We start from the raw sequence: 13,943 nt of genomic DNA, 5'->3' as shown, positions 1-13,943 counted from the left end.
GAAGCATCAGCGCCTTGCGCGCGAATGCGCACATGCGCCGACGGCCGCGTCACCAGGACGTACATCCTCGCCGCCCCCGAGCAGCCGACCCCGCTGCACCTTCCTGACCTGCGGTACTGAGCGATGGCAGCCGGCCGTAGGCTGGTAGGTATGCACGACCTCACCCTCGACCCGGCCGGCCTGCGCGGCGACTGCGCGAATTGTTTCGGGCTGTGTTGCGTCGCCCTGCCCTTCGCCCGCTCCGCCGACTTCGCGGTCGACAAGCGGGCCGGCACGCCCTGCCGCAACCTCCAGGACGACCACGGCTGCGGCATCCACACCCGGCTGCGCCAGGAGGGCTTCACCGGCTGCACGGTCTACGACTGCTTCGGCGCCGGACAGCGGGTCTCGCAGGTCACCTTCGGCGGGGAGGACTGGCGCGAAGCGTCCGCCGAGCGCGCCCGGCTGATGTTCGAGGTGTTCCCGGTCGTCCGCCAGCTCCACGAGCTGCTCCGGTACCTCACCGAGGCGCTGGCGCTGCCCGCCGCCCGCCCGGTCCACGCGGATCTGCGCCGGGTGCTGAAGAGGACCGAGGAACTGGCCGGGGGCAGCCCCGAGGAGCTGTCCCGAGTGGATGTGGGCGCGCACCGGCAGGAGGTGGGCGGGCTTCTGCTGCGGGCCGGCGAGCTGACCCGGGCGGGTGTGCGCGGCAGCCGGAAGGACCGCCGCGGCGCCGACCTGATGGGCGCCCGCCTCAAGGGCGCGGACCTGCGGGGGGTGAGTCTGCGCGGCGCCTACCTGATCGCCGCCGACCTCACCGGCGCGGACCTGCGCACCGCCGATCTCCTCGGCGCGGACCTCCGCAACGCCGACCTCACCGACGCCGACCTGACCGGCGCCCTCTTCCTCACCCAGCCCCAGCTGAACGCCGCCCGGGGGAGTGCGGGGACCAGGCTCCCGGGGGCACTGACGCGGCCGGCACATTGGGTGGGGGAGGGCTAGGGGAGCTCGTTCGGGTCAGTCGCCCGGTTCGCTCACCGGGTGCCGTTCCCGGGTGGGCGGCGCCGCCGGTGCGCGGCGGTCCAGGCCCAGCCGCAGGCCCTCCGGCATGAGGGTGAGGCGTTCCGTCACCCGGAGCCGGTACGCGGGGTCCGGGCGCAGGGCGTAGCGGCGCAGCAGCAGGCCGAGGACCAGCGTGGCCTCGTGCAGCGCGAACTGGCGGCCGATGCACGCCCTCGCCCCGGTGCCCCACGGCTTGAAGGCGTGCGGGGGCCGGGAACGTACCGCCTTCGGGTCGAAGCGGTCCGGGTCGAAGCGCTCGGCGTCGGCGCCCCAGACCTCGGGGTCGCGGTGCAGCATCGGCGTCAGCACCAGCGCCCAGGCGCCCCGCCGCATGGGATGCTCCCCGGCCAGCACCGTGTCCTCGCGGGCCTCCCGGGCGAAGGCGGGCGCGGTCGGCCACAGCCGCAGCGACTCGTCCAGCACCCGGCGCAGGTAGCGCAGCTTGGCCACCTGGTCGTAGCCGGGCAGCTCGGTGTCACCCCAGATGCGGTCCACCTCGGTGCGGGCGCGGGCGGCGACATCCGGATGGCGGGCGAGGTAATGCAGCGCGAACGAGAGCGCGCCCGAGGTGGTCTCGTGCCCGGCCACCAGGAAGGTGATGACCTGACGCCGGACGTTCTCGGCCGACAGCCGTTCCCCGGTCTCGGGGTGGGCGGTCTCCAGCATCCGGTCCAGCAGATCACCGTCCCCGCTCGTCGTGCGGCGGGCCCGCACCAACTCGTCGACCGTGCGGTTGAGGTAGGCGATGTCGGCCTCGTTGCGCCGCGCCGAGCGACGGGTCAGGAACGACGCCGGGACGGTGTTCAGCCGCTGCGCATGGGCGAGCGTACCCACCATCGCGGTCACGAAGGGATGCGGCCGTGCGCGTTCGAACGAGCCGAAGTCGTGCCCGAACCCGGTGCGCGCGATGGTCTCCAGGGTCAGCTTCGTCATGTCGCCGGGCACGTCCACCGTCCGCCCCGCCAGGGCCGCGCGGTCCCAGTGGCCGGTGAGCCGCCCGGCCACGTCCAGCATCATCGTGTGGTAGCCGGCCATGGCCTCCCGGCTGAACCCGGGGGCCAGGACGTCGTGGGCGAGCTGCCAGTTGGGCTCGTGGTTGTACGCGGTGAACAGTGCGTCCCCCACGACCGGCCGCAGATTGGCGATGCCGAGGCCCACGTGCTTGGCGAACCGCGTCTCGTCCGCGAGGTCGGCGGTCAGGTCCGCGCCCCACACGAACACGAACTCCTTGCCGAACGCCTTGCGCCGGAAGATCGGCCCCAGCCTGCGGGCGAGCCGCACCGAGTCCTGCAGCGGTGTCGTCCGGCTCGCGCCCAGGAGGTCGCCGAGCAGCGGGATCCGGCGGGGCGGGTGCGGGATGCGGTGCAACTCGGGCCAGCCCTGCTCGGCGCCGCGGAACCCCTTGGGCAGCGCGGACCCGGTCGTCGTCTCCGCCATGAAGCGATCTCCCTTGATCCTGCGGCACATTGAGAAGGCAGCGCGTGTTGTACGTCGGTTCAATAACGCGCTTCAGTCTCGTCCGGTTGTTGAACCGGCGTCAAGTAAGGTGCGGGCATGAGCGCGAACCAGGGCGAGCGCACACGCCGCCGGCTCAGCACCGAGGAGCGCCGGGAGCAGCTTCTCGCCGTCGGGGCGCGACTGTTCTCGGAGAGCCCGTACGACGAGGTCCGGATCGAGCGGGTCGCCGAGATCGCCGGGGTCTCGCGCGGGCTGCTCTACCACTACTTCCCGGCCAAACGGGACTTCTTCGCCGCTGTGGTGGACCGCGAGAGCGCGCGCATGCTGCGGATGACGGCCGCGGTCCCCGGCCTCCCGGTGCGCGAGCAGCTCACCGCGAACCTCGACACGTATCTGGCGTACGTCGAGGAACACGCCCACGGCTTCCGCGCCTTCCACCGCGCCGAGGCGTCCGGTGACCGGGCCGTGCGCAAGGTGTACCGGCAGGCCCTGGCCGCCCAGGAGAGGCAGATCCTCGCGGCGATGGCGGCGGACCCCGAGTTCGGCCCCGTCGCCGAGCGGCGCCCCGACCTGCGGTACGCGGTGCGCGGCTGGCTGGCGTTCACCACCGCGGTCTGTCTGGAGTGGCTGCGGGGGGCGGAGGAGTTGACCCGGGACCAGGTGCGCGACCTGTGCGCCCGCGCCCTGTTGGGCGTCATCGCACCCTGAACGCGTCCGTGACCCCGCGCGGGTCCGCGGGGGTGGTTGGCGCGCGCCCTGATCTTCGGTAAGTTAGGCAAGGCTTACCTTAGGAGGTACGGAATGGGTGACAGCCGGAGCTGGACGGCCACGCCTGCCGCGGCGGCACGCGCCCGGTCGGTGCTCGCCACCGCGTGGTCCTGCGCGGTGACAGCGGAGGGCGGCCGGGAGGAGTTCGTCGGCGCGCACAGCGTGACCGAGGACGGCCGGGTACTCCTGCACGTGCCCGAGGACAGCGCCCTGATGACGGCCGCGATCTGCGCGCCGCGCGGAGAACCGTCCGCGGTGCTGGAGTTCGCCGACGTCGCGCCCGTCCCCCTGCGCCACCGCATCCGGGCCCGGCTGTGGATCGCCGGCTGGTTCGCCGCCGAGGAGGGCCATCTCGCCTTCCGGGCCACGCGCGTGGTGCTCCGGGAGCCGCGCGGGGCCGTCGTCGTCGACCGCGACGAGTTCACCGCCGCCGCGCCCGACCCGCTGGCCACCGCCGAGGCCCGGCTGCTGACCCACCTCGCCGACTGCCACCCCGACGCGGTCGAGCGGCTCACCCGGCTCGTCGAGCCCGAGAGCCTGCACGGCGCGGTCCGGGTCCAGCCCCTGGCCGTGGACCGGCACGGACTGACGCTGCGCATCGAGCGCACCCGCGCCCACGGCGACGTACGCCTGGCCTTCCACCGGCCCGCCGACGACGTCGCCCAGCTCACCGAGCGCATGCACGTGCTGCTCGGACAGGCGAGCGCCGCCTCCTGCCCGCGGACGCTACAGCGGCAGCGCACAGACGGCGACGGGTGACGCGAACGGCTCGCCCGCGCGCCGTAGCTCACCGCTGTCCTCGTCGACCCGGAAGACGCTGACGGTGCCCGACCGCTGGTTCGCCGTGAAGAGCAGCCCGCCGTCCGGCGAGAGGGCGAGCTGGCGCGGGAAGTCGCCGCCCACCGGCACGGTGCCGAGCAGCCGGAGCCGGGCCCCGTCCGCCTCCACCGCGTACCGGGACAGACTGTTGTCGCCCCGGTTGGCCAGCCAGGCGTACCGGCCGTTCTCGGTGACCACCAGCTGCGCCGGGTAGCTGGTGCCCTCCCCGGTGCCCGTGGCCTGCGCGTCGCCGACGGACACGCGGCCGGTTGCGGGGTCGTAGGCGCAGACGGCGACGGTGTTGTCGACCTCGTTGGCGAGATACGCGTACCGGCCGCCGGGGTGGAACGTCAGATGGCGCGGCCCGGCACCCGGCCGTGTCCGCGCCCGGGAGACCTCGGCGAGCGTGCCCTTCGTCGTGTCGAGCCGGTAGGTGTACACCGTGTCGGTGCCCAGGTCGACGGCGACGACATGGTGGCCGTCGGGCGTGGTGACGATCTGGTGGGCGTGCGGTCCGTCCTGGCCCGGACCCGGTGCCGGGCCGGTGTGCGTGACCAGGTCGGTGCGCTCCCCGAGCGCCCCCGAGGCATCCACGGGGTGCACGGCGACGCTGCCGGTGCCGTAGTTCGCGCTGAGCAGCCAGCGCCCGCTCGGATGCACCGACAGATGACAGGGCGCCTGCCCGCCGGTGCTCCGGCTGCCCAGGACCCTGCGGTCGGACAGTCGCACGGCGGTCACGGCACCGTCCGCGCGCTCGTTCACCGCGTACAGCGTGCGGCCGTTCGGATGGACCGCGAGATACGACGGGTCTGCCAGCTCCGCCAGGATGCCCGCGCCGGTGACCCGGCCGGTTCCGGGGTCGTACGACGCGACGGCGACGCCCTTTCCGCCGCCCTCCGCCGAGGTGTACGTGCCTAGGTACAGCGGGCGGGGTCCGGAAGGGCTTGCGGAACCGGGCGAGGTGCTCGGGGCTGCCACGGGGGCCGCCGGCGCCGGTGCCTCGTCGCAGGCCGGGAGCGCCACCGCGGCGGCGGTACCCGCGAGGGCGCCCATGAACCGGCGCCTGCTCACACCACCACTGCCCATGACCACACCCTCACCTCGTCCGTCGTCGCGACAGCCACCCTGACGCGGATCACCCGGCCGGTGCAACCGAGGGCGCCCGGCTCCCACCGGGCCGGGGGTTCGTCACCGGGAACGGCGGACCGAGGCAAGGCGCTTGCGGCCCACCCGCACGCGGTCCTGGACCCGGGTCAGCCGGGGCCTGCGCTCGCGCTGCTCGCTGGAGACCCGGTCCAGCTCCTCCAGCAGCCGCCGCGAGCGGTGCTCGGTGTCCATCTCGTCGAGGATGCGGTTGACCTCGGCCAGCACCGCGCCGTGCAGCTGCCACTGGCGGGCGTCGCGCTGGACCTCCTCCAGCAGCAGCTGCGCGAGCCTGTCGCGGGTGGCGGCGGCATGGCGCAGGTCGGAGGTGAGCCGCTCCTCCGCCGACTCGGCGTCATCGCTGACCTGGGAGGTGACCAGCACCGCGAAGCTCACCATCGCGTCCGCGATCTCGGACAGCAGCTGTTCCACCGCGGCGCCGATCTCCGGTGCGAACAGCGGGTCGGGCTCGCGTTCCTTGGCCAGGTCGGTGAGGGTGCGGGCGATCACCCGCAGCACCACGGTGCAGATCTCCAGAGTGTCCAGGCCGGTGCGCAGCACCACCCGGTGCAGCAGGCCCTCGCGGACCCGTGGATTGAGCCGCAGGCTGTCCTCGGCCTGCCGCAGCGCCGCGTCCACCTCGACGATGTCGTGGTCGAGCCGGCGCGCCTCGTGCAGCCGGGCCGCGGCACGCTCGAACGGCGTGCGGCCCGCGGCCTCCTCGCCCATGCGCAGCATCAACTGGCGCACCCGGCGCGCCAGGTCCTCGATGGACGCACCGGCCTCACCCACCCACACGGGCGGGGCCAGCAGCAGATTGCAGGCGAGGCCGACGACCGCGCCGATCAGGGTCTCCAGGACGCGCGCCCACGCGTAGTCGCCGACGGCCGTCACGCCGAGCACCAGCATCGCGCTGATCGCCACCTCGGGCACGTACTCGTCCACCCGGACCAGATGGCCGACAGCCAGCGAGGCCAGGATCAGCAGCCCCAGACTCCACCAGGTCAGGCCCACCAGGAGGCTGAAGGCGATGGCGACGAAAACCCCGGCCACCACGGCGTTCACCCGGCGCACGCCGTTGGTGAGTGTCGCGTAGAGGGTGACCTGGACGACCAGCAGCGCGGTCAGGGGCGCGGTCAGCGGGGCCGCCTCGGGGCTCAGGTGCAGCGCGATGACGTAGGCGACCGTCGCCGCCGCCGACGATCGCAGCGTCTGGACGATCACGGGGTCCCGGCGCAGCCTCAGCAGCCGCTCCCGCGACACCCGCCACTCACGTACGTCTTGCATCCTTGCGCTGTTCCCCTCTCACGGGGCGACGAACATGATCACCGGGGACGACTTTGCGGATCGCAACGGCTGCTGCCCCTGCTCATCATCCTCGGCACCCCGATGTCCGTCCTCCTGGCGGGCGGCCCGGTCCGCTGCCCGGGGGACGGCTCAGGCGTGGAGCTTGTCCAGGAAGGCCGTGAGGTTGGCCCGGGTGCGCGCCACCTGCTCGGCCTGCGTGAGGCTCTCCTCGATGCGCAGCCCCGAGTCCGGGACCTTCTTGCCGCGGAGGTAGAGGGAGCAGGCGAGGTCGGTGCACATGTAAAGGCCGACGGAGTTGCCCTCGCGGCCGGCCGCACCGGCTTTGCGCGCGGTCATCAGGGACACCCCGCCGCCCCGGTGGGTCGTCAGGCACAGGGAGCACATGCTGCGGTGCAGGAACCCGCGCTGCGAGGACGGGAAGCGGAGCGTGATGCCGACGAGCCGTCCGTCCCGCTCGGTGACCAGATAGCTGCGGTCGGGCGCCCCCGGATCTCGCCACCCCAGAAAGTCCAGGTCGGCCCAGGGGAGCCGGTCCAGCTCCCGGGGCACGGCGAGCCGCTTGGCCTCACCCTTGGAGCAGTTGACGAACGAGGTGCGGATCTCCGGCTCGGTGAGCGGTCGCATGGGGGCCTCCTGGCTGCTGTCTCTCCGTGAACCTAGTGTGCCTAGGTTTCTGCCTAAGGCTAAGCACTCCTGTCCGGGAGGGGCCAGTGAATTTAGGGGCCGCGTTCCGTAGGCTGTGCCGCGAGCGCACGGGGATGCGCGGGGCGGCCGACCGAGGGGGCACAGTGGCGGACTCATGGGAGCGGGCCGGGCGGATATTGAGCGAGGCGGGGCTGCCTCCCGGCGATCTCGTCCGCGTCCGGCCGCTGACCGGCGGGACCTACAACACCGTGGAAGAGCTCCTGCTCGCCGACGGCAGCCGGTACGTGCTGAAGGTGCCGCCCGCCCAGGCCGTGCCGGGGCTGCGGCACGAGCGGGACCTTCTCGTCTCCGAGGCGGAGTTCTACCGCGCGGCGGCGACGGTCGGCGTGACGGCTCCGCGGGTCGTCGCCGCCGTCCCGGGGCAGCTGCTGATGACGGCCTGCCCCGGCGACGGGTGGGACGACTCGCTCACGGCGGCCGAGGAGCGGGAGCTGCGCGCCGAGCTGGGCCGCCAGGTGGCCCTGCTGCACCGGGTGAGCGGGCCGGGCCACGGCTATCCCTCCGGCGCCCTCGGTCCGCTCGCCGCCGACTGGCGGACCGCCTTCACCGGCATGCTCGACGCCGTCCTCGACGACGCCCGGCGCTACCGCCCCTGGCTGCCCCGCCCCGTCGAGGAGACCGCCCGCACCCTCCGGACCGGCTACCGGGCGCTCGACGCGATCACCGTTCCCCGTCTCGTCCACTTCGACCTGTGGCGGGGCAACATCCTGGTCGACCGCTCGGCCGGCCCGCCCCGCATCGGCGGGCTCATCGACGGCGAGCGGATGCTCTGGGGTGACCCGGTCGCCGACTTCGTCTCCCTGGCGCTGCTCGGGGACATGGAGAAGGACGAGGCGTTCCTCGCCGGTTACCGGGAAGCCGGTGGCCGGGTCGAGTTCGACACCTCCACCCGGCTGCGGCTCGCCCTGTACCGGGCCTACCTCTACCTGATCATGCTCACTGAGACCGTGCCGCGCGCCGTCGACGCCGGGCGGCTGCGGTGGACGCGCGAGACCGTCGGGCCCGAACTGGTGGCCGCTCTGGAGGAGATCGACGAGCTGGGCCGCTGAGCCGGTATCTTCCAGGTCGGACGGCAGGGCGAAGGGGGAGCCGGATGGCGGGGCGGAACGGGCGAACGGTACGCGATCTCCGACGGGCCAACCGGGCGATCGTCCTGCAGCGCCTCTACTTCGACGGCCCCCTCAGCCGCTTCGAGCTCGGCCCGGCCACCGGGCTCAGCTCCGGCTCGGTCAGCAACGTCGTCGCCGACCTGCTCGCGGACGGCGTGCTGGAGGAGGCGGGAAGCGTCGGCTCGGACGGCGGACGGCCGCGCACCCTGCTCAGGGTGGCGCCCGCCGGCGGCCACATGATCGGCGTCGACGTAGGCGAAACCCGGGTGCGGGTCGAGCTGTTCGACATCGCGCTGACCGAACTCGCGCGTACGGAAAAGCTGTTGGGACCCGAGGGGTACGAGGTCGATGTCGTCGTCGGGCACATCCGCGACGCCGTCACCGAGGTGCTCACCGCCGCCGGCATCGCCCCGGAGCGGCTGCTCGGGGTCGGCATCGGCGTCCCCGGCATAGTGGAGCGCACCCCGGACCGCGGGGCCGTCGTGCACGGGCAGACCATCGGCTGGGACGCCGTGGCCCTGGAGTCGCTCCTCCGCGAGCGGTGCGACCTGCCCCCGACGGTCCCGTACTTCATCGACAACGGCGCCCGGACCCTGGGCCAGGCGGAGATGTGGTTCGGGGCCGGACGGGGCGCCCGCAGCGCGATCGTCGTGCTCTTCGGATCCGGCGTCGGGGCCTGTGTCGTCACCCCGGAGGCCGAGGACGGACGGGCCGTGGAAGGCGGGCACCTGACCGTACGGGTCGGGGGCCGCCGCTGCCGCTGCGGCGCGCTGGGCTGCCTGGAGGCCTACGCCGGTGCGCAGGGCCTTCTCGAGCGCTGGCGCGAGCGGGGCGGGCGTGCGCCGGACGGCTCGGGACAGGAGAGCGCCCTGACCGCACTGATCGCCGACCCCGGGGCGCGGGCCCTGCTGGACGAGACCGCCGAGTACATCGGGGCCGGGCTGGCCGACCTGATCAACCTCTTCCAGCCCGAGCGCATCCTGATCGGCGGCTGGGCCGGCCTGCGGCTCGGCCCCGCGCTGCTGCCCGGCATCCGGCGGCACGCGGCGGCGTACGCGCTGCGGTACCCCGCGGAGCGGGTCACCATCGACCTCGGCGGCCTCGGCCCGGACGCGGTCACCGTGGGCGCCGCGGTCCTGCCGCTCGCGGACTTCTTCGCCCACGGCGGCAGCCGCGCCGCCCCCGCCCCGGAGAGCCCGCGGCCCGCCTGGCAGACAGCCCTGGAGGAACGCGCGCCGCGCTGACGTTTCGCCGCACGGCCCGGAGGTACTCGCGTGACCTTGGCCATCGAGGGAAGGAGGACGCCGTGACCGACGACAACGGCGGGCCCGTCCCGCGGGACCTGCCCGATCAGCAGGCGGGCGAGGGCGAGGACCACTGGGACGTGGACCCCGCTTCCGAGGACGCGGAGCAGAACGCGCAACAGCAGGAGGACGTCCCGGACGTCGACGAGGCCGGTACCGGCCGCCGCGGCGACGCGGACCACTTGACCGACGATCCGGAGCCGGAGGAGTCGACGGCCTGAGACCTCGCAGCCCTGGGATCTCGGAGCCCTGAGACCTCGGAGCCCTTAGACCGAAGAGCGGGAGCGACCTCACGGCCGCTCCCGCTCTTCGCGCTCTCAGCTCGCCTTGCGTCCCCGCAGGGGAGCCGTGTCCGCACCCTCGCCGCGCCGGAGGCCGTCCAGGAACTCCTCCAGGACCTCGGTCGCCGTGTGTCGGGGGCTCCAGCCCAGCTCCGTGCGAGCGCGGGTGGAGTCCATCAGGGGCAGCCGCAGCACGGCGTCGAACAGATGCGGCGAGGCCGGCAGCAGATGCAGCCCCCAGGCGGCCGCGACAGCCGAGCGGGCGGCCGTGCGCGGCAGCCGTACCGGACGGGCGTGGAACATCTCGCTCAGCAGCTTCGCGTCCACCGGCGGATCGGCCGCCAGGTTGAACGCGCCGCGCACGTCCGAGCCGATCGCGAGCCGGTACGCCTCGGCCGCGTCGTCGGTGTGCAGCGCCTGCACGCGCAGGCCCGGGATGTCGGGCAGGAACGGCAGCAGCTCCGGGCGCGCCAGCGGCCCCGGCAGGAAGCGGCCGCCGAAGATCCTGCGCTGCTCGCTCGCCGACTGCCGCTTGAACAGGAAGGCCGGCCGCATCCGCACCACCCGCACCCCCGGGTGCGCCCGGTCGAAGGCGTCCAGCGTCCGCTCCAGATAGGCCTTCTCCCGGCAGTACGCGGCGTCGGGCCAGCCGTGCGTCGGCCACGACTCGTCCACGGGGTGGTCCTTCGACCCGGGGGAGTACGCGCCGACCGACGAGGCGTGCACCAGTGTGGGCACCTTCGCCTCGGCCACCGCCTCGAACACGCGGATGCTGCCCAGGACGTTCGTCCGCCAGGTCACCGCCGGATCGTGCGTGGGCTGGAACGCCCAGGCCAGATGGACAACGGCCGTGGCGCCGTCGAAGACTTTCACCAGATCGGTTTGGGCGGACGCCAGATCGACGGCCGCCCACTCGGTCTTCGGCGGCGACCACTCGGGAACCCGGCGGGCCAGCCCCAGCACGGAGCCGACCTCCGGATCCTCGGAGAGGAGTCGCACCACACTCGTACCGACGTTCCCCGTGGCGCCGGTGACGACGATCCTGCTGCCCTGTGTGCTGGTCACCTTCGGCTCCTCTCGACCGCTGCGGGGCGTACCGAGTACCCGGAAAAGCGCGAGGACACAGAAAAAGGCCCCGACCGCGACGGGGGAATCACGATCGGGGCGATCAAGGGCGGGTCCGGGGACATTTCCATCCGTACCCACGCCTGGTTCAACGGGCAACGACCCTGGGCTGTTCCACCGCCCCTGGTGATGCGTGTCACCTCACGCGAACGGGCCGTCCGCGAGGGAGGCCAGCAGGTGGGCGGGATCGTCGTAGATCTCGTCCGCGCCCGCCTCCACCAGGTCGGACCGCGGAATGCCCCCGCACAGCACGCCGACGCAGCGCACCCCGGCGCGGCTGCCCGCCTGCATGTCCCACACCGTGTCCCCGACGAACACCGCACGCTCGGGGGGTACGCCGGCCAGTTCCAGCGCGTGCTCCACCGGCTCGGGCGCGGGTTTGCCCTGGTCGACGTCGTCCGCGCTCGCCGTCGCGGTGATGGCGTCGTCCGCGTCGATCGCCCGCCGCAGTGCACCCAGTTCCGCGCCGCCGGCGGAGGTGGCCAGCACCACCGTCCAGCCGTCCTGGTGCAGCCGCCGCAGGAGTCGCCCGGCGTCCGCCAGTGCCGGCAGGCGGTCGAAGTACTGCCCGTACAGCGCCTTGTGCGCGGCGCTCAGTTCCTCGTCGGCGTCCTTGTCCCGGTCGTCACCGAGGAGGTGGGCGATCAGGTCGTCGGAGCCGAGTCCGATCGCCCGGTGGATGGCGTGCATGGGCACCGTGTGGCCCGCCTGCCGGAAGGATTCCCACCAGGTCACCGTGTGCAGGTGGTTGGTGTCGACGAGCGTGCCGTCGACGTCGAACACGGCCGCGCGTCCCATACGCCGTCCCTTTCGCCGTTCAGAAGTTTCCGAAGTTCCTGATGTCTCCGCCGGCGCACGAGTACCACGTCAGGAGCCCGCCACGCCTGCCGGCAGGCGCCCCTCCCGGGTCCAGGCCAGCAGCTCCTCCAGCGGCCAGGTGGTGACGACCCGGTCCGCGGGCACCCCGCACTCCTCGGCCCGGGCGCAGCCGAGGACCTGCCAGTCGAGCTGGCCGGGCGCGTGGGCGTCGGTGTCGATCGAGAACAGCACCCCGGCCTCCACCGCCCGCCGCAGCAGCCGCCGGGGCGGGTCGAGCCGCTCGGGCCTGCTGTTGATCTCGACGGCGGTGCCGCTCTCCGCGCAGGCGCCGAACACCTCGTCCGCGTCGAACTGGGACTCCGGCCGCCCTCGCCCGGTGACCAGCCGCCCGGTGCAGTGCCCGAGCACGTCGGCGTGCTCATTGCGGACGGCCGCCACCATGCGGCGCGTCATCGAGCGGGCGTCCATCCGCAGCTTGGAGTGGACCGAGACCACCACCACGTCCAGCCGCTCGAGCAGCTCCGGCTCCTGGTCCAGCGAGCCGTCGTCGAGGATGTCGCACTCAATGCCGGTCAGCAGCCGGAACGGCGCCCAGGTCTCGTTCAGGGCCGCCACCACGTCCAGTTGCTCGCGCAGCCGGTCCGCCGACAGGCCGCGGGCCACCGTCAGCCGCGGGGAGTGGTCGGTCAGCACCGCCCATTCGTGCCCGAGGCCGGCCGCGGTCCGGCCCATCTCCTCGATCGGGCTGCCGCCGTCCGACCAGTCGGAGTGCAGATGGCAGTCCCCGCGCAGCAGCGCCCGCAGCCCGGTGCGGTCCGCCGCGGACGGCGCCTCGGCCTCCAGCTTCTCCAGATAGCCGGGGACCTGCCCGGCCAGCGCCTCCCGCGCCACCTGCGCCGTCTTCGGGCCGACACCGCCGAGCGCCTCCAGCGTCCCGGCGGCGGCCCGCTCCCTCAGTTCCGCCTCCGGCAGCGCCGCCAGCACGCGGGCCGCGGTGCGAAAGGCCCGTACCCGGTAGGTCGGCGCCAGGGACCGCTCCAGCAGGAAGGCGATCCGCTCCAGTGCCTCGACGGGGTCCATCGCCACCTCCGCCTCCAGGGTTCCCCAGGCGGGCGCCAGTCGCACGGCGGAGCCCTCCGTTTTGCCCGCCACCTGCCCGGGTACTGCAATGCGCGTCTTTTGCCGCCGGGGGATCCGTCCGCGGATCCGCCCGGGCGTTCGTCCGTTCGAGGAAGAGGTCCCTCATGTCGCTCCCCACCGAGTCCCCCCGCAGGGTGGCCGTGATCACCGGCGCCGACTCCGGCATCGGCCGGGCCACGGCGGTCCGTCTCGCGCAGGCCGGACTGGACGTCGGCATCACCTGGCACGGCGACCGGCGGGGCGCCGAGGAGACCGCCGAGGAGGTCCGGGCGCACGGCCGGCAGGCGGCCGTGGCGCAGATGGACCTCACCCGGCTGCCCGAGGCGGCCGACACGGTCGACGAGCTGTGCGACCGGCTCGGCCGGCTCGACGTCCTGGTCAACAACGCCGGCATCGGCACCAGCACGCCCTTTCTCGACCTGAAGCTCGACGACGTCCGCGCGGTCCTCGACGTGGACCTGGTCGGGCCCTTCCTGTGCGGGCAGAAGGCGGCCCGGCACATGATCCAGCAGGGTGACGGCGGCCGGATCGTCAACGTCACCTCCGTCCACGAGCACCAGCCGCGGGTGGGCTCGGCCCCGTACTGCGCGGCCAAGGGCGGCCTCGGTCTGCTGACCCAGGTGATGGCCCTGGAGCTGGCCGAGCACGGCATCACCGTCAACGCGGTGGCGCCCGGCGAGATCGCCACGCCGATGACCGGCCAGGAGGACACCGACCCGCACACCGAGCGGCGGCCGGGCGTGCCGCTCGGGCGGCCCGGCGACGCCCGGGAGGTCGCCGCCGTGATCGCCTTCCTCGCCGGACCGGACGCCTCGTACGTCACCGGTGCCTCCTGGAGCGTCGACGGCGGCATGCTGCGCATGGGCCCGCAGGCCGGTTCGCACCTGGGCTCCGACGACTGGCGGCGGCCGTGACCGGGGCCC

Annotated in this window: 14 protein-coding genes; 7 read left to right on the top strand and 7 right to left on the bottom strand. The window is 73.6% G+C overall.

Features of this window, described 5'->3' with window-relative positions; genetic code table 11:
- Positions 1 to 150 precede the first annotated feature (150 nt).
- Entirely contained in the window at positions 151 to 981 is an 831-nt protein-coding gene (locus M8H82_RS21655) for a pentapeptide repeat-containing protein (protein WP_250076484.1), read from the top strand.
- A gap of 15 nt (positions 982 to 996) precedes the next feature.
- On the opposite strand, the gene M8H82_RS21650 is transcribed toward M8H82_RS21655, so the two are convergent.
- Positions 997 to 2,478: a cytochrome P450 gene (locus tag M8H82_RS21650; RefSeq protein ID WP_250076482.1), complete on the bottom strand. Its 1,482-nt coding sequence runs from the start codon at positions 2,476 to 2,478 to the stop codon at positions 997 to 999.
- A gap of 117 nt (positions 2,479 to 2,595) precedes the next feature.
- Between M8H82_RS21650 and M8H82_RS21645 the strand changes: the two genes are divergently transcribed.
- Positions 2,596 to 3,207, top strand: coding sequence for a TetR/AcrR family transcriptional regulator (locus M8H82_RS21645; RefSeq protein WP_250076481.1), 612 nt, complete (start codon positions 2,596 to 2,598; stop codon positions 3,205 to 3,207).
- A 93-nt stretch (positions 3,208 to 3,300) separates the two neighbouring features.
- Positions 3,301 to 4,026: a DUF2470 domain-containing protein gene (locus tag M8H82_RS21640; protein ID WP_250076479.1), complete on the top strand. Its 726-nt coding sequence runs from the start codon at positions 3,301 to 3,303 to the stop codon at positions 4,024 to 4,026.
- Here M8H82_RS21640 and M8H82_RS21635 read toward each other — a convergent pair.
- The 3 genes from M8H82_RS21635 to M8H82_RS21625 all read right to left on the bottom strand — a co-directional run bounded on the left by M8H82_RS21635 (position 3,994) and on the right by M8H82_RS21625 (position 7,161).
- Complete coding sequence (locus M8H82_RS21635; protein ID WP_250076478.1) at positions 3,994 to 5,172, bottom strand: lactonase family protein; 1,179 nt, start codon at positions 5,170 to 5,172, stop codon at positions 3,994 to 3,996. The two genes, M8H82_RS21640 and M8H82_RS21635, sit on opposite strands and share 33 nt — an antisense overlap.
- 102 nt (positions 5,173 to 5,274) lie before the next feature.
- Positions 5,275 to 6,516 carry an aromatic acid exporter family protein gene (locus M8H82_RS21630; protein WP_250076476.1) on the bottom strand — a complete coding sequence of 414 codons (1,242 nt, stop codon included), beginning with the start codon at positions 6,514 to 6,516 and terminating at the stop codon, positions 5,275 to 5,277.
- A 150-nt stretch (positions 6,517 to 6,666) separates the two neighbouring features.
- Complete coding sequence (locus M8H82_RS21625) at positions 6,667 to 7,161, bottom strand: FBP domain-containing protein (RefSeq protein ID WP_250076474.1); 495 nt, start codon at positions 7,159 to 7,161, stop codon at positions 6,667 to 6,669.
- A 164-nt stretch (positions 7,162 to 7,325) separates the two neighbouring features.
- On the opposite strand from M8H82_RS21625, the gene M8H82_RS21620 reads away from it, so the two are divergent.
- The 3 genes from M8H82_RS21620 (at position 7,326) to M8H82_RS21610 (ending at position 9,876) form a co-directional block, all read left to right on the top strand.
- Positions 7,326 to 8,291, top strand: coding sequence for an aminoglycoside phosphotransferase family protein (locus M8H82_RS21620; protein ID WP_250076473.1), 966 nt, complete (start codon positions 7,326 to 7,328; stop codon positions 8,289 to 8,291).
- A 44-nt stretch (positions 8,292 to 8,335) separates the two neighbouring features.
- Positions 8,336 to 9,595 carry an ROK family protein gene (locus M8H82_RS21615; RefSeq protein WP_250076472.1) on the top strand — a complete coding sequence of 420 codons (1,260 nt, stop codon included), beginning with the start codon at positions 8,336 to 8,338 and terminating at the stop codon, positions 9,593 to 9,595.
- A 62-nt stretch (positions 9,596 to 9,657) separates the two neighbouring features.
- Positions 9,658 to 9,876, top strand: a complete 219-nt coding sequence (locus M8H82_RS21610) for a hypothetical protein (protein WP_250076471.1) — start codon at positions 9,658 to 9,660, stop codon at positions 9,874 to 9,876.
- A 96-nt stretch (positions 9,877 to 9,972) separates the two neighbouring features.
- Here M8H82_RS21610 and M8H82_RS21605 read toward each other — a convergent pair whose 3' ends face one another.
- The 3 genes from M8H82_RS21605 to M8H82_RS21595 form a co-directional block, all read right to left on the bottom strand.
- Complete coding sequence (locus tag M8H82_RS21605; RefSeq protein ID WP_250076470.1) at positions 9,973 to 11,001, bottom strand: SDR family oxidoreductase; 1,029 nt, start codon at positions 10,999 to 11,001, stop codon at positions 9,973 to 9,975.
- Between the two features lie 201 nt (positions 11,002 to 11,202).
- Positions 11,203 to 11,859 carry an HAD family hydrolase gene (locus M8H82_RS21600; protein WP_250076469.1) on the bottom strand — a complete coding sequence of 219 codons (657 nt, stop codon included), beginning with the start codon at positions 11,857 to 11,859 and terminating at the stop codon, positions 11,203 to 11,205.
- Between the two features lie 69 nt (positions 11,860 to 11,928).
- Positions 11,929 to 12,960, bottom strand: a complete 1,032-nt coding sequence (locus M8H82_RS21595) for a PHP domain-containing protein (RefSeq protein WP_250076566.1) — start codon at positions 12,958 to 12,960, stop codon at positions 11,929 to 11,931.
- 164 nt (positions 12,961 to 13,124) lie between these two features.
- Between M8H82_RS21595 and M8H82_RS21590 the strand changes: the two genes are divergently transcribed.
- Entirely contained in the window at positions 13,125 to 13,934 is an 810-nt protein-coding gene (locus M8H82_RS21590) for an SDR family oxidoreductase (RefSeq protein WP_250076468.1), read from the top strand.
- The last annotated feature ends 9 nt before the right edge of the window (positions 13,935 to 13,943 follow it).

Origin of the sequence: Streptomyces sp. YS415, from assembly GCF_023544665.1 — a bacterium.
Taxonomy (GTDB): domain Bacteria; phylum Actinomycetota; class Actinomycetes; order Streptomycetales; family Streptomycetaceae; genus Streptomyces.
This window is presented reverse-complemented; position numbering and strand designations above follow the sequence as displayed.

Bases quoted from the DNA above. Each gene is read 5' to 3' on its own strand.
- M8H82_RS21655 (WP_250076484.1), top strand. From the start codon at position 151: ATGCACGACCTCACCCTCGACCCGGCCGGCCTGCGCGGCGACTGCGCG.
- M8H82_RS21630 (WP_250076476.1), bottom strand. From the start codon at position 6,516: ATGCAAGACGTACGTGAGTGGCGGGTGTCGCGGGAGCGGCTGCTGAGG.
- M8H82_RS21615 (WP_250076472.1), top strand. From the start codon at position 8,336: ATGGCGGGGCGGAACGGGCGAACGGTACGCGATCTCCGACGGGCCAAC.
- M8H82_RS21600 (WP_250076469.1), bottom strand. From the start codon at position 11,859: ATGGGACGCGCGGCCGTGTTCGACGTCGACGGCACGCTCGTCGACACC.
- M8H82_RS21595 (WP_250076566.1), bottom strand. From the start codon at position 12,960: ATGGACCCCGTCGAGGCACTGGAGCGGATCGCCTTCCTGCTGGAGCGG.
- M8H82_RS21590 (WP_250076468.1), top strand. From the start codon at position 13,125: ATGTCGCTCCCCACCGAGTCCCCCCGCAGGGTGGCCGTGATCACCGGC.
- M8H82_RS21625 (WP_250076474.1), bottom strand. From the start codon at position 7,161: ATGCGACCGCTCACCGAGCCGGAGATCCGCACCTCGTTCGTCAACTGC.
- M8H82_RS21640 (WP_250076479.1), top strand. From the start codon at position 3,301: ATGGGTGACAGCCGGAGCTGGACGGCCACGCCTGCCGCGGCGGCACGC.
- M8H82_RS21650 (WP_250076482.1), bottom strand. From the start codon at position 2,478: ATGGCGGAGACGACGACCGGGTCCGCGCTGCCCAAGGGGTTCCGCGGC.
- M8H82_RS21635 (WP_250076478.1), bottom strand. From the start codon at position 5,172: ATGGGCAGTGGTGGTGTGAGCAGGCGCCGGTTCATGGGCGCCCTCGCG.
- M8H82_RS21645 (WP_250076481.1), top strand. From the start codon at position 2,596: ATGAGCGCGAACCAGGGCGAGCGCACACGCCGCCGGCTCAGCACCGAG.